This window comes from Agrobacterium sp. 33MFTa1.1, assembly GCF_004328495.1.
GTDB classification, from domain to species: Bacteria; Pseudomonadota; Alphaproteobacteria; order Rhizobiales; family Rhizobiaceae; genus Agrobacterium; species Agrobacterium pusense.
This window is the reverse complement of the sequence record NZ_CP036360.1, coordinates 409,966-424,986: the sequence shown is the minus strand read 5'-3', so window position 1 is coordinate 424,986 and position 15,021 is coordinate 409,966. Positions and strand designations below refer to the sequence as shown.

The 15,021-nt window shown below is 59.0% G+C and carries 13 protein-coding genes; 5 read left to right on the top strand and 8 right to left on the bottom strand.

The annotated features are described in order from the left end of the window. Window positions 1–93 precede the first annotated feature (93 nt). Entirely contained in the window at window positions 94–510 is a 417-nt protein-coding gene (locus EYD00_RS25445) for a cupin domain-containing protein (RefSeq protein ID WP_034495423.1), read from the bottom strand. Window positions 511–825: 315 nt separating this feature from the next. Next, complete coding sequence (locus EYD00_RS25440; protein ID WP_051674093.1) at window positions 826–1,755, bottom strand: LysR family transcriptional regulator; 930 nt, start codon at window positions 1,753–1,755, stop codon at window positions 826–828. Between the two features lie 62 nt (window positions 1,756–1,817). On the opposite strand from EYD00_RS25440, the gene EYD00_RS25435 reads away from it, so the two are divergent. Next, on the top strand, window positions 1,818–2,741 hold the full coding sequence (locus EYD00_RS25435; RefSeq protein ID WP_081859320.1) for an SDR family NAD(P)-dependent oxidoreductase: 924 nt from the start codon (window positions 1,818–1,820) through the stop codon (window positions 2,739–2,741). Then, entirely contained in the window at window positions 2,738–3,574 is an 837-nt protein-coding gene (locus EYD00_RS25430) for an NAD(P)-dependent oxidoreductase (RefSeq protein WP_051674092.1), read from the top strand. Before EYD00_RS25435 ends, EYD00_RS25430 begins: the two co-directional genes overlap by 4 nt. A 103-nt stretch (window positions 3,575–3,677) precedes the next feature. Here the strand turns inward: EYD00_RS25430 and EYD00_RS25425 are convergent, their stop codons facing one another. From EYD00_RS25425 to EYD00_RS25405, 5 genes are all read right to left on the bottom strand, one after another. Continuing rightward, a complete protein-coding gene (locus EYD00_RS25425) occupies window positions 3,678–6,779 on the bottom strand; it encodes an efflux RND transporter permease subunit (protein ID WP_034495421.1) in 3,102 nt (1,033 codons plus the stop codon). Next, entirely contained in the window at window positions 6,776–7,852 is a 1,077-nt protein-coding gene (locus EYD00_RS25420; protein WP_034495419.1) for an efflux RND transporter periplasmic adaptor subunit, read from the bottom strand. Before EYD00_RS25420 ends, EYD00_RS25425 begins: the two co-directional genes overlap by 4 nt. A 5-nt stretch (window positions 7,853–7,857) precedes the next feature. Continuing rightward, window positions 7,858–8,925, bottom strand: a complete 1,068-nt coding sequence (locus EYD00_RS25415; RefSeq protein WP_034495417.1) for an efflux RND transporter periplasmic adaptor subunit — start codon at window positions 8,923–8,925, stop codon at window positions 7,858–7,860. A gap of 587 nt (window positions 8,926–9,512) precedes the next feature. Then, a complete protein-coding gene (locus EYD00_RS25410) occupies window positions 9,513–10,217 on the bottom strand; it encodes a hypothetical protein (protein WP_034495415.1) in 705 nt (234 codons plus the stop codon). Window positions 10,218–10,368: 151 nt separating this feature from the next. After that, window positions 10,369–11,118: an SDR family NAD(P)-dependent oxidoreductase gene (locus EYD00_RS25405; RefSeq protein ID WP_034495413.1), complete on the bottom strand. Its 750-nt coding sequence runs from the start codon at window positions 11,116–11,118 to the stop codon at window positions 10,369–10,371. Window positions 11,119–11,213: 95 nt separating this feature from the next. On the opposite strand from EYD00_RS25405, the gene EYD00_RS25400 reads away from it, so the two are divergent. Next, the gene (locus EYD00_RS25400) at window positions 11,214–12,131 is read left to right on the top strand and encodes a LysR family transcriptional regulator (RefSeq protein WP_051674090.1); all 918 of its coding nucleotides are present in this window, start codon (window positions 11,214–11,216) and stop codon (window positions 12,129–12,131) included. A gap of 19 nt (window positions 12,132–12,150) precedes the next feature. On the opposite strand, the gene EYD00_RS25395 is transcribed toward EYD00_RS25400, so the two are convergent. After that, window positions 12,151–12,606 (bottom strand): carboxymuconolactone decarboxylase family protein, encoded by a 456-nt coding sequence (locus EYD00_RS25395; RefSeq protein WP_034495411.1) that lies wholly within the window; start codon window positions 12,604–12,606, stop codon window positions 12,151–12,153. A gap of 158 nt (window positions 12,607–12,764) precedes the next feature. Between EYD00_RS25395 and EYD00_RS25390 the strand changes: the two genes are divergently transcribed. Then, a complete protein-coding gene (locus tag EYD00_RS25390; protein ID WP_081859326.1) occupies window positions 12,765–13,709 on the top strand; it encodes a sigma-70 family RNA polymerase sigma factor in 945 nt (314 codons plus the stop codon). Between the two features lie 121 nt (window positions 13,710–13,830). After that, a complete protein-coding gene (locus tag EYD00_RS25385) occupies window positions 13,831–14,652 on the top strand; it encodes a hypothetical protein (RefSeq protein ID WP_034495409.1) in 822 nt (273 codons plus the stop codon). Window positions 14,653–15,021 lie beyond the last annotated feature (369 nt).

Genomic DNA, 15,021 nt, shown 5'->3' with positions numbered 1-15,021 from the left:
TAGACAGCACTGATAGACCGATTTTGAGTTTCTCGGAGGATTGCGCTGCGATTGCCCCATACGTCAGTCGCCGGCTTGCGTTCATTCGGTCGACTATTTTTTGTCTGGAGTGGTCAATTCAATCTCTTTCGTATCGACGACGAAGACGGCCAAAAGCTTGGCTGGTTTTGTTTCGCTTCCATTAGCGCTGACGCCGTGATGGTCGCCGGGATTTTCGATGAAATTCTCTCCAGCTTTGTAGGTCTTTTCTGGGCCACCGCCTACCTTGCTCCTAATTTCGCCTTCTAGAACAGTCGCGTAGATGAAGGCGCTCTTGGCATGTGTGTGGGCGGGCGAGTATCCGCCGGGGCCGTACTCGACCAATACTCCGCGCATGCTCTTGCCTGGCACATTTGGCAGTTCGTGGTTGAAGACCAGCGTAACCTTCGCATTCTTCGACCCGTCCGCCGCACTTACGGGATAGATGGTCGCCAATGCGAAAAGTGCTGTGAAGGCTGTCTTTTTAAACATGGATATCTCCTCGGGACTTTGAACCGCATGCCGCGGCACCTCAGTGAGAATAGAGGACCATCCGTGCACATTGGAGATATACAAACGTTTGTGTGAAGGTCGCGGTAACCTTCGTAGAGAGCTTAATACAATGCAACGATACAGGTATACTGTTCCGGGTGCCTGCCTTTGGGAAGGAACATGGGTGAGCAGGAGCTCTTAGAGATCGATATTACCTGTTGGGTGCTGCGAACCAACGCAGGCTAATTTAACGGTGACGCAAACGCCTGGCGGATCTTTATTGAGAGAGCGCCGCGGAGCCAACGTCCGGAGAGTTCAGCGGGTCGCCCGAAGGTATGCGAGGAAGGCACGCATCCCTGCCCCGATGTGGCGGTGGCGCGGATAGTAGAGACAAAGCCCCGGATAGGGCGGGGTCCAGTCAGCGAGCACCTGGCGAAGCGATCCGTCCCGCAGGCTTTCGTTGGCCATCCACCGCGTGACGTAGGCCAAGCCATATCCTTCACGCGCCGCCGCAAGGAGAAGCCGCGAATGATCGACGACCAGATTGCCGGATGTCTCGACGGCGAGTGTCTCGCCCCGTCTCTGGAATTCCCATCGATAGATAGAACCGCCCGACATAAGCAGTTGGACACACTTGTGAAGCGCGATATCGGACGGCTGCGCTAACTCGGGTGCATTGTCGAGATAGCCGGGAGACGCAACCACGATGTGTTGCTGATCGGGGCCGATCGGGATCGCGACCATCTCCTCGGGCACAAGCTCGGCGAGCCTGATACCGCAGTCGAATCCGCCTTCGGCGATGTCGACCAATCTTTTATCGGACACGATCTCGAACCGCATGGCTGGCTGGATAGCCATGAACTTCGTCAGGAGCGGCATGAGCACCTGCTCGGCCGCGTTTGCATCGGTATTGATCCGCAGAAGCCCGGCGGGCGCGGCATTCATGTCTTCGATTTCTTCGACCGCCAGCCCGATCTCGCTGATCGCAGGCACGAGTCTCGAGGCGAACCTGCTCCCGGACTCAGTCAAAGACACATTTCGGGTGGATCGGTGGAAAAGCTTCACCTTGAGACGCTTCTCGAGGCCTGCCACTGCTTGGCTCAGTGCGGAAGCGCTCTGATCAAGCGTACGGGCGGCGGCCCTGAAGCCACCATGCTCGGCGACAGCCAGAAAAGCCGCCAGTTCGCCCGGCGGAAGCGAACTGACTGTACGGAATACCTCATCAATACGTACATCTCTAGCCATCTAGTTCACGACTGCCACAGGTGTATCTCTGTTACAAGCGATCAATTCAAAGGAGAATGACTATGAGCGCAGACATCCCGTTCGGGTTCGCTTCGACCGCAAACGAAGTGCTGGAGGGTATAGACCTCTCCGGAAAGAACATCATCGTCACCGGAGGTTCGGGCGGGATCGGTCTCGAGACCACCAGGGCCCTTGCGGCCGCCGGCGCTTCCGTGACGATCGCCGCCCGTCGTCCCGACGATGCCCGCGCCGTTGCCGAGAGGATCGCGTCGGAAATCACAAAGGGGAGCGTGAGCGTTCGTCAGCTCGATGTCGCAGATCTGTCGTCGGTGCGTGCTTTCATTGAGGGCTGGGACCAAAAGCTCGACGTTCTGGTCAACAACGCTGGCGTCATGGCAATCCCCGATCTGCAGCGCACGCCCGAAGGCCGCGAGATGCAGTTTGCGACCAACTACTTGGGGCATTTTGCCCTCGCCCTCGGCCTGCGCACTCATCTGGCGAAGGCGAACGGAGCGCGCGTGATCTCGGTCGCATCGGTTGGCAGCCTGTACGCGCCCGTTTTCTGGGACGATCCGGACTTCCGCTTTATCCCGTACGATCCCCTGCTCGGCTATGGCCAGTCGAAGACAGCCTGCATCCTGATGTCCGTGGGGATCACACGGAAATGGGCAAACGAAGGCATTACGTCGAACGCCCTTAACCCGGGAGCGATCGCGACCAATCTGCAAAAGCACACGGGCGGTCTCCGTACTCCGGAACATCTCCGCAAAACTACCGAACAGGGTGCGTCCACCACGGTGCTTCTCGCCGCCTCGCCTCTCGTCGAAGGCCGATCCGGCGAATACTATGACGACTGCCAGAAAGCTTCGGTCGTCGAAGAGCGCGGCAACGGTCCGTTCAAGGGGGTCGCGCACTACGCGATCGACGAAGACAACGCCGAACGTCTGTGGGGCATGGCAGAAACCATGCTGGGCGTGAAGGAATGAGCGGCCCGCTGAACGTCGGCTTCATCGGCATCGGCGACCAGGGCGCGCCGATGGCGGTCGCGATCGCTGAAAAATTCAACCTTCACGTCTGGGCCAGACGAGATTTCTCCTACGAGAGCCTTGAGGGCACTTTATTCACGCGGCATGAATCGGCGGTCGAACTGGCGACGGCGGTGGACGTGCTCTGCGTCTGCCTACGGTCCGACCACGACCTGCTTGAATTGCTGCAAGGGGGAGTGCTTGACGCCCTGCCCTCCGGCGCGATCCTTATGAACCATGCCACCGGGGACCCAGGTGAAGCGAGGGCCTTCGAGGAAACCTGCAAAGCAAAGGAAATCCGCTTCGTTGATGCCCCGGTCAGCGGAGGACGGCCCGGAGCGGTCGCAAGGACGCTCACTTGCTTCGTGGGGACGGATGCCGCCACTCTGGAAAAGTGCGGCGAAATCCTTTCCACCCATAGCACGCACGTCGTTCACATGGGTGGAGCGGGAACCGGGCAAGCCAGCAAGCTCTGCAACAACGCTCTCACCGTCTCGAACCTGCGGAACGTCGTCGAGGTTTTTTCGATCGCCGACACGTTCGGCGTGTCCCCGGCAAGCCTGCAGAAGGCTTTTTCCCACAGCAGCGGCGGAAGCTTCATCCTTGACGCTCTCGGCACTAAGGTGACGCCGCAGATCGCGGCCCATATCGCGAAGCTCAACCGCACCGACGTCGAAGAGTTTGCAGCGGCGGCGAAAAAGCTAGGTCTGGATGTCTCCGCTATCGAGGCTTGGGCTCTCGGAGGTGCTGCTGGCCTGGAACGTGTAATCGCTAGACTGTCCGAACGAAGCTGAAGACCGATTACACCGATCTAAAGCAAAACACCCCGACGGCGAACGCTGCTAGCGGGGTGTCTTTTCTATTCGGAGGCGTACTTCCGCCGACGCGCCGGCGCGGTCACGCCGCCTCGTCCACCGGGTTTCCCTGGTCGATGATCTGCTCGGGTCCGCCTGTCTCGACCGCTTCCGGCTTGATCCGGAACCAGGTGACATACAGCGCCGGCAGGAAAATCAGCGTCAGGACCGTACCGACGACAATGCCGCCCATCATCGCGTAGGCCATGGGTCCCCAGAAGACTTCACGCGAGATCGGTATGAGCGCCAGTGTCGCCGCCGCGGCCGTCAACATGATCGGCCGCATGCGATGTTCGGTCGCCTCAATCACTGCTTGCCAGGCTGGCGTGCCTTCGGCTTTCAGCTCTTCGATCTGAACGACCAGGATCACCGAATTTCGGATCAGGATACCCGCCAGGGCGAGGATTCCGAGGATGGCCACGAACCCCAACGGGGCATGGCTGAGGACCAGCGCGGCCACAACGCCAATGAGGGCGAGCGGCGCGACGGCAAAAACCAGAAAGAGCCGATTGAAGCTTTGAAGCTGGATCATAAGAACCGTCGCCATGATGAAGAGCATCAGCGGGACGACCGCAGCGATCGGACCCTGCGACTTCGCGCTTTCTTCGACCGTCCCGCCGACCGCGAGGGAATACCCGGATGGCAGGGTCTCCGAAAACTTCTGGATCTCGGGGCCAAGCTGTTTGACGATGGTGTCCGGCTGGGTCGGACCGGAAACCGCAGCCTTGACCGTGATGGTCGGAGTACGGTCCCGCCGCCATATTTTCGGAGGTTCGAGTTCATACCGCAGCGTGGCAACTGCCGAAAGGGGAACCGCTTTGCCGTTGGACGCAGGGACGAGCACGTTGCTTAGCGTCTCAAGTGAACCTCGTTCCGTGGCGTTTGCCCGGCCGACAACATTGATCAGGTAGATGTCGTCCCTGATCTGCGTGACAGGCGCGCCTTCGACAACCGTATCGAGGGTAGTCGCGATTTCCTGGGACGTGACGCCGAGCTGGCGGGCCTTGTCCTGGAGAACGTCGATCTTGACGACGCGCTCGGGCTCGTTCCAGTCGAGGATCGTGTTGTGGAGCAGCGGATGCCTGCTGACCAGGCCGAGCAACTCCTGACCAAGTGATCTCAACTCGTCGATATCGGGCCCGCTGACCCGGTAGTGGATCGGTTTCCCGATCGGCGGCCCGATATCGAGGAGTTTCACGTAGGCATCGGTGCCGGGAAACATGTCCTTGAGATACTGCTGCAACTTGGGGCGCAACCTGTCGCGCGCCTCGAGGGACTTGGAGACGATGACCGTCTGCCCGAACGAGGTGTCCGGCGTCTGGACGTCGAACGCCAGGATGAAGCGGGGAGCTCCCGTGCCGACGTAGGTCGACCAGTGAGCGACGTCTTCGTTGCCCGATAGGGTGTCCTTCTCGAACGTCTGCATCTGCCGGTTGATCTCCGCGAACGAGGTGTTGTGCGGCAGATTCCAGTCCACGATCAGTTCATGGCGATCGGAGTTTGGAAAGAACTGCTGCTGGACGAGGCTCATCCCGGCGATGGACAGCCCAAAAGCACCGACGGTAAGGGCGATCGTCACCCATCTCCACCGAACGGCTGCGGAAAGTACCCGCGAGAAAACTCGTGCGGCTATTCCCTTTCGCGCCTTGTGGCTTGCCATCGTCTTGGGAAGCAGGGTCATCCCGAGAAGTGGAGTAAAAAGGACAGCGACGATCCACGACACGACGAGCGATACCGCGATCACGACGAACAGCGTAAACGTGAACTCCCCGGCGGCGCTGCTGTTGAGGCCGATGGGGATGAAGCCCGCAACCGTCACCAGCGTCCCGGTCAGCATGGGGAACGCCGTTGTCGTGTAGACGTGGGTCGCCGCCTTCCTGATATTGTCGCCCGCCTCAAGCCTGGCGACCATCATTTCGACGGCGATCATGGCGTCGTCAACAAGAAGTCCGAGGGCGATGATCAGCGCGCCGAGTGAAATACGCTGCATCGAGATGCCCGTGTACTCCATGAAAACGAACGTTATCGCCAATACGAGCGGGATAGACACGGCCACCACGAGACCCGCGCGCACGCCGAGGCTTATGAAGCTGATAAAAAGAACGATCACCACCGCCTCGAACAGGGCCCTGGTGAAACCGGATACGGCTTCTTCGACGACGGCGGGCTGGTCGGAAACCAGATGGACGTCAGCGCCCACGGGCATGTTCGCCTCTATCTCCGAAACCTTTCGCTTGAGCGCCTCGCCAAACTCCAGCAGGTTGGCTCCCGTACGCATGCCGATTGCCAATCCGAGCGCGGGCTCGCCGTTGTAACGGAACAGTGTGGCAGGAGGGTCGGCATAGGCTCGTCGGATCGTGGCGATCTCGCTCAACGGAAAAAAGCGGTCTCCGATCCGTAAATTGATCGCACCGAGGCTCTTTTCGGATTCGAACGATCCGCTGACCCTGAGGGCGATCCTTTCGGCCCCGGACTCGACGACGCCCGAGTGCGTCAGCGCGTTCTGCGCCTGAAGCGTCTCGATCACGGTCTGACGATCTACGCCTAGCGCCGACAGCTTACGGGTGGAGAACTCGAGGTACACCACTTCGTCCTGAGCTCCGAGGATTTCCACCTTGCCAACGTTCGGCACCGTGAGAACCTCGGCGCGAGCGTTCTCGACGAGATCACGCATCTCGCGCTGAGTCACGCCATCTGACGTGAAAGCGTATATGTTGCCGAAAACATCACCGAACCTGTCGTTGAAGAACGGACCCCGCACTCCGGCTGGAAGGGTCGCCTGAATGTCGTTGATCATGTTCCTGACGAGGAGCCAGTTCTTCTCGACCTCGCTCGCTTTTGTCGACGGGAGAATATCCAGGAAAATGGTCGTCCTGCCGGATACCGTCATGCTGCGAGTGAAGTCGAGTGCGGGGAGTTCCTCGAGCTTCTTCTCGATTCTGTCGGTGACTTGCCTGGCCATTTCGTCAGCAGACGCACCCGGCCATTCCGCTTGTATGATCATAGTCTTGATCGTGAACGAGGGATCCTCCTCTCTCCCGAGTTTGATGTAGGAGAACGCGCCCGCGATCACGAAGACGATTATGAAATACCAGACAAGCGATCTGTGCTCTAACGCCCAGTCGGATAGGTTGAACGATTTCATGGCTCGCTCCTCTCGGAAAGTCGGATGGCCTGACCTTCTACCAGACTGTTCACGCCAGCCAGGACGACACGCTCTCCGTCGTCGAGACCCTGCAGCACCGTCACCTCGTCTGTGGAGAGACTGGCCTCCTCTACCTCGATCACCCGTTTCGTGACGGTTCTCCTGTCCTCGTCTACGATCCAAACGAAAGCGCCGTCCCCGGTTCCGACGGCCCGTCGAGGCACCGTGACCCGGGTACTGTCTGATGGTGCCAGATAGGCCGTCGCGACCGCGCCGATGCGGAAACCGTTGCCCGGCGACAAAAGGGTGATGCGCACGCGGCGGGTTCTGGTGAGCGGATCGGCCGACGGCGCGAGTTCCCGGACTAAACCGCGCACAGCCATCTGATCGTCAAGCTGCAGCCTCAGGACAAAAGGGGTCCCGATCCTCAGACCACCGTACACCTCGTCGGGAACGTCGATCACGACCTCGCGCTCGTCCGGTTGGGCTATCGTGACAACGGGCGCTCCGGCGTCGGCAGTCTGCCCTACCTCAGCGGACGTCCTCGTGACGATACCGTCGAATTGCGCCCTCAACGTCGTGTAGTCGAGTTGTTCCCGCGCTTTTGCCAGGATGGCTTCCGCTTTGCCGACATTGGCTTGTGCAGACTTCAATGCCTGCTCGGCCTGTTCGAATATGGCGGTGATGCCGAGCCCGGCGTCCGCAAGTGTCCGCTGCCTGTCCCTCGTAACCTGAGCGTTGGCCCTTCTGGCCTCCGCGTTTCGAAGGTCGGCCTCTGCGGCGCTCACCTCGAGCGATTGCGAGGACGATTCAAGGGTGGCCAGGACCTGACCGCGGGTCACGAAATCGCCGACTTCGACCGGCCGGGAATTGACGTTGCCGAGTATCCTGAACCCTAGATCGGAGGAGACATGGGCCTCTACCACTCCCGGATATCCCCCGGCGCTTCGGCCGATACCGACGACTGCCGAAATGATGGGTCTGGGACCGCTTGTCTTTTTCTCCTGGCCTTGGTCCGAACACCCGGCAAGGGTGAGGACCGCCAGCAGGATGACGGTTTTCTTGATTGTCATCTCTCTTACTCGGGTTTGACCAGGACCGCCCGGCCAGGTGAAAGAAACTTCCCGCCTTCGACGATCACAGTATCGCCGACGGATATGCCGTCGGCGACTTCGACAGAGGACGTCCTGTGTTTGCCGATCGTGATCTTCCGGAGTGAAACGGTTTGCGTGCCCGGGTCCACGGTCCAGACCGCCGGAGCGTCGCCGACGACCGTGAGGGCCGACCACGGGACCTCGATCGTCGACCGTTGTGGAGATTCGAACGCACCGACGATCGGCGCGCCGAGCGGCCAGTTCTGCTCCTCGCCCATGTTGACCTTGACCTTGATCGTTCCGGTCAAGCCGTCGATGGTCGGCGATATCTCGCGGACGGCCCCTGTGATCTCGCGTGTCGGTTCGGATATCAGACTGAGGGCGAGCCTATCTGCCGGGGGATAGCGGAGGTACAAAGCCTCCTGGACATCGAAGACGCCGTCACGCTGACCGTTCCGCGCCAGCGTGAAAATGGGTTGGGCCGCTTTCGCGATTTGTCCGACCTCGGCGTTCCTGGCCGTGATGACGCCATCGGCATCGGCTTTCAGCTCAGTGTACCCGAATAGCTGACGGGCGTTATCCAGCTGCGCCGTGGCGGCGGCGACATTCTCCCTGGATGTCGCGAGGTCCTCTTGCGCCTGATCGATCGCCGCCTGGGTCGTCACGCTCGTCTTGCTGAGGTTACGCTGCCTTTCGAAAGCGAGGTTGGCCAATTTCAGTTGCGCCTCTGCCGACTCGAGATTGGCACGGGCGACGTTGATGTCCGCTTTCTGCTCTTCGGCATCCAACCGAGCGAGGAGGTCGCCCGCCCTCACCCGGTCTCCGACGTCAACGTGTCGTTCGACAATCCTCCCGTTCACGCGAAATGAAAGTTCGCTCTCCACGCGGGCACGAACCTCCCCTGTCAGGTAGGTGGCCTCGACCGTCGAAGCCGGGCGGACCGTAACCGCTCGCACCACGATCGGAGGCGGCTCGGGCTCCGCTTTGCCTCCGACCACAGAGAGCGCCGTGAAGCTGGCTGCGATCAGGATGAACCCGATATTTTTGGACATAGTCGAGCCTCGCGCGAAGTGACTTCGAACGTCGTTTGAGTGGCCGCTGTATCGCGGTGGTGATTTGGGGCGTTCTGGGTCGGCCGCTGCGCGGCGTGTACCCCACTGTTCGCCCGATAGAGGCTGAGTTCGCAACGTAGCTGATTTCGGCGTCACCCGTCGTCGGATGGAGGTCGAGGCTCGCTGCTGTCTCTACTGTGAATGGATTTTAGCGTCCCCTGCCCCGACATGAAGATATACATCGGTTGGGGTTGTTTCGATCATGCCGGAGCGTGGCAGGGATATCCGCGAAAGGCTTGGGTAAGGCGCAGTCGTGTGACGATATCCCTTGCGATCGCTTCAAAAATCGCGTCTTCTTTCTGAAACGTCTAGCGAGGCCAGCAAGGCATGACGAGAGAAACACCCGGGGGAAGTGTCGATGGAGAGGCTGCGACCGAGGAAAAATCCCTGGGCTCCGCGCTCGATGAAGTCGGCTGGACGCCCGTTGGGAAGCGCATCAAGGTAAAAACGGGCAAAGATCAGCCGCCTATATAGAAACGCTATGGCGGTGCGGTTTGAACGCCTGATCTGGCGACTGGACGGTTAGCTCAGCGAGCTGGACCAGTGGTTGCTATTGCCGTGGACTTGGGCAGGGCGATCGACGCTGCAACGCCCCGTGGCTGGCGCGGATGGGCCAGCCATCTCCCTTGAGCCAGGCCGGAAAGGCGTTGACGGAACGATGGAGATGCCTCGACCTGCGACACGGAGGAAAGCGCTGCGCCTACATCCGGGACCTTTTCGCACGTAGGATTCTTTGCTCTCCACTCGAAGAGCTGCGTGCCCTTGTTCTGGCCGTTTACGAACAAGTCGTCGTCGATCCCGACCGTAAAATCCGCGTGGATCGGATCGGAAAAGCCGATGAAAAGCATTCTCTGGTGCCAGGTTGTCAGCGATGTTTGGTATTGGACTTCGACAAGAGCCACGGTGCCATCCCAATGCGCTCTTGCCAGAGGCGACCGCTCGGTACTCAGCGCCGCGTCCGTATAGGCGTAAATTTCCGGTAACGCGAAAAAAGCTTCGATCTCACGGGTAGTCTCACCCCCGAGATCCGGCTCGAGTTCGGTCTTCGAGCTGAGCGGACCGTACGAGGACTGGCGGCTACATGAAGCCCCGATAGTTTCGGAGCTCTTGTAACAGAACGAATTACGACAGACCGCAATCTCAATCGAGGCCAACGTATCTGTCGAGCGACGCAGCTTCTGGATTCTGCCGTAAAGGTCGAACGCGTAGTCCCGATAGGATATTGCCGTCATAGAGCTGCCTCTTCGCTTTTCATTGGAGGGCGGAACGGCGGTCGCGACGCCATCGTCCCGGGTCCGCCGTTATGTGATGTCCAAATGATAAGGCTACTTGGCAGCGAGTCGATATATACGAGCGTTTAGGACCGCCCCTGGCGATAGGCCATCAGGCGATGCTCATTCCGCCGTCGACATGTAGTTCGACGCCGTTCACGAAACTCGCTTCCGGGGAGACCAGAAAGAGCGCCGCATTGGCGATTTCCATCGGCTGGCCGAGCCGTCCGACAGGGATCATGTTGGCCATTGCTTCCAGGAAAGCGGGCCGTTCCCGTTCGCTTACCCCCAGCTTTGCCAGAATTTCGGTGTCGACCGGTCCCGGGCTGATAACGTTCACCCGGATTTTTCTCGATTTGAACTCCTTCACCCAGTTTCTCGCGAAGGCGCTCATAGCGGCTTTCGTGCCGGCATAGACTGCATGGTTGTCCAGCACCTTGGTGGCGGCCAGCGAGCTCGTCAGAAGGATGCTGCCACCGTCATGCATCGACGGAACGATCGTCTGGACGCCGAAAAAGACACCACGTGTGTTAATCGCGAAATGGTGGTCGAACTCCGCGGGAGTGACCTCGTTGGACGGCTTGAGATCGATCACCGCGGCATTCGCCACGTAAATATCCACTCCGCCAAAGAGACGCTTGGCTTCGGAGGCTACAGACTTGTGATGTTCAAGATCGGCGACATCCCCTCGTATACCTATCGCCCCATGGCCGATATCAAGTACTGCGGCGTCGAGAGCGTCTTGACGACGCGCCGTTACGATGACCTGCGCTCCGTTTGCGGCAAAGAGTTTTGCCGATTCCTTGCCGATGCCGCTGTTACCGCCAGTGACGATGGCGACTTTTCCTTCAAGCTTTTTCATTGTCTATTGCTCCTTTGTCGGAGCTCGAAATAGCAACTCGGCAGGACGTCCAGTAGGTATACGTCAGGCACATCATTTTTGCGTAGGAGTTTGCAATGCGCGATCTACTCGAAGAGACACCTGGGCTACTTGCGTTCGTGAAGGCCGCAGAGAGCGGCTCCTTTACCTCAGCTGCCAAATTGCTTGGTACGACGCCTTCGGCGGCATCGCGAAGCATTTCCAGACTCGAGAAGCAGATCGGGGCCAGGCTCTTTCTGCGATCCACACGGGCCCTTACCCTCACACCCGATGGCCATTTGTTCCTGGAACGCGTCGCCCCTCTGCTGAAAGAGCTGGCGCACGCGGGGGACGTCCTTTCCAGAGGCATTTCTGGGCGGCTCAAAATCAGTTTCCCGAATGAGCTCGCCGCAGTTCTAATTGACGCGGTGATAGAGAAGGTCGCGAAGCCCAACCCCGAACTCCGTTTGGAGATCGGAATTTCCGATCGGTTCGTTGATGTCATCCGCGAGGACTACGACGTCGTGTTCCGTGTCGGACGTCTGCCGTCGAGTGAACTGTCCGCCAGGAAAATTGCCGACATGGAGATGGTGATCGTCGCGTCTCCCGAACTTCTCGCGTCACGCGGCCATCCGCGAACCGTGGCCGACCTGTCCTCCTTCCCGTTCGCGCGGTACGTGTCGGGAGCGAACGGATTCCAGATAGCGTTCGAGGACGGCTCGATAGCCGCGCCGCCCGGTGTGATCGACTGCGATTCGGGCTTTGGCCTTCATCGCGCGGCCCTACATGGGATCGGAGCGGCGTATCTTATGCGGTATATCGTTTCGGACGACATAGAGTGGGGTAGATTGGTGGCCATATACCCCGGAGTCGATCTCCCGGTACTTCCACTGAGCGCGGTCCACGCCTTCGGGCTCCACCCGCCTCACAAAGTGGTGGCATTGTGCGATCTGGTCGAGGGTGTACTTCGCGGTGCAGTGCTGGAGGGTAACCCTGATAAGCGCCGCCGCGGTTAGGCGACGGCGCGCGTGTGCCTCAGGGCTGCGCCTTTACCGGCAGCCGGAATGGAGCGCCGAGCCGGTTGAAGGCGTTCATAGCTGCGATCGCGATCGTGAGATCGACCAGATCTTTGGGCTCGAAGACCGCTGAGACGGCGGCGTAGGCTTCATCGGAAGCATGCGTTTCGCTGACAAGTGTGACCTCTTCGGCCCATGCCAGCGCCGCGCGGTAGTTCTCGGGAAAAAGGTGCGGCACCTCCTCCCATACCGGGACCAGAGCGACCTTGTCAGCGGCCATAGTCTTGAGAAGGTCGCGGGTGTGGAGGTCGATGCAATGCGCGCAGCCGTTTATCTGGGAGACGCGCAGGAACACCAGGTGGATAAGTTCCTCGGGAAGATTCGTGTTGTGTGAAACGTAATGATGGACCCCGAAAAGCGCTTTGGCTCCGGCGGGAGCTATTTCGTGCCAGTTGAGGCGTGTGGTCTGGTTCATGATGATCTCCTTGGACTGCGCCGATGGTCGGCACTGATCCAATGACGAGACGACGATTGAAGGCGTGACATGTCGACGTTATTTATTTTCCGATTTCGATGTCGCTCGCGCAGAATGGCGGGTTTATCATCAGGGAAGTCGAGTCCAAGGAAAGCGATATGTGGCACTACGGCGATAGCGAGACGGACCAGGTTCAAAACAGTCGTACGCGGACGACAGCGTTTGAAGAGCGCTCCTCGGTGTCGCTTGAGGACCGGAAACTGAATGAATTTACGCTGCAGCGAAAACGCTTGCTGCACCTAGGTTACCGTATGCTGGGGTCGGTCACCGAGGCGGAAGATGTCCTGCAGGACGCATGGCTGCGTTGGGCACGCGCTGACGACGACATTCGCACCCCGGCTGCCTATCTCACCCGTATTGTCACGCGGTTATGCCTCGATCGAATGGCGTCGGCGCGAGCGCGTCGCGAGGTCTATGTCGGTCCATGGTTGCCAGAGCCGCTGATTGAAACCGCCGACACGTACGAGGTCGTTCCCGACGATGTCACTGTTACGCTGATGTTGGCGTTGGAACGACTATCACCGCTCGAAAGGGCGGCTTTCCTGCTTCATGACGTATTCGACGTGGCGCTGACCGAGGTGGCGGTTGTGCTTGAGCGTGATCCGACCGCTGTTCGACAACTTGCTTCCCGGGCGCGTAAGAATGTTCAAAACGCACGTCCACGATACAATATCGGGGCAGCGGAGGCAGATGAGATTGCGCGCGCTTTCTTTGCTGCGTCGCGCGACGGTGACGTCGCGGCGCTTTCGGAATTGCTGGCACGCGACGTCCAGATACACACCGACGGCGGCGGGAAGGTTCGCGCGTTCCGGGATGTTATTTACGGCTTGGAGCGCGCACTGCGCCTCTTCGTTTCCGCTCGGAAAAAGGCCGTGCTTTCACCGACTTTCCTTCGAACCGTCACCATCGACGGCCTGACGGGATATGTGAGCCTAGACACGAATGACGTATTGCAAACGACGGCTTTGGACATTCGCGATGGCAGGATCTTCGCGATCTATATCGTCAAAAATCCCGACAAACTGACGCGTGTTAACGTGTAGGGTCCGCGCAGGCTTCCCCCCTTGGCTTCGCTTTTCCTGTTTTCGTTGGGAGCAGCTGGGCGTGACCGGTCTCCTCCTAGCAAATCGCGATGAGTAATCTACAATATTCGAGGTCGACCTCATGAGTAAACTCACGAAGGCGTTGAGCGAGGGAAAGCTCTATGTCTGCCTCAAATTAGAAGCCACCGAGTTCAAGCCCGTCTATAGGACCACTGAACTTCTTCCCGACTTCGATTTCATTCCGTACGACGGTGGAAGCGTTAAGGACTACCCAGTCTGGCACGAGTTTGATCTCTCGAACGAAGCGATTTTCATCCACAAGCTGATCCTAGACGACTACGGATACTTTGTCGAAGATGACCCACATGATGATCCAGAATATGAGCTGCCCAAGGCAACGTCTGAAAGCACAGGGAGGCTTGCCTTGGAACTTCAAATAGCAGACCGTTTTGGGTGCCGAGCACTGGTGAGAGGAAGCCTGTCCGGAACTTCCATGGAGATGAACATGGACGTGCGGTTCGATTTCACCATGTGCTCCTACTCGGGAGACAGCCGGCTTATCGGATATGCGGCCGAAGCGATCGCCGAAGGTTTTGCGTTCGAGGAGGAGGGAAAACTCAAGCAAGCGTTTTTCTCATACTTTTCGGCAATCGACAGCTTTATTGAGGCGGAGCGGGAAAAACTCAACCGGGGGCTGCCCGAGGACAAGCGCACTAAGCCTGGTATACGACTGATAGAAAAACTGCAGGCGGTAGTTAAAGGTAACATGCCACCGCCTATTGGCGGCCTCGACAAAGTGAAGGTGTGGGGAGACGTTAAAAACGGCTTCGACAAATGCGAGAAGCTCCGGAATGCTATCGCACACAACACGAAACGCACCCGATTACGCAGACCGACGTGGATCTGTGCTTTGCCGTATTCGCCATCGTTGTGGCAATGGTGAAGAATAATCTCTACGACGAAAAACAGATCATTATGCATTACGGTGTCGGCGACGACTGATGCGATGCAGCGAGATTTACGCAGAATTTAATCTGTCGAACTGCGTTGGCCACTCGCTGCCCGACTTGGATCGGTGGGTCCGGCACGCGGTCGGTATGCCGACTCGTGAGAATATCGACCGTAAGCGGCTGCCCTTCTATGAGCGAGTTCGATCTGTAAAGCGCCATAAAAGCATACAGCGGCTTTCCGCGAAGCCACGGCCTACGAGAACCCAGCATCGGCCGATACGCAAAGTGCGCTCGAGGCCGGGTTCGGGCCATCTGCACGTACCTCAATCAACCAGCACAGGGCCGCGTATCGCATACGAGCG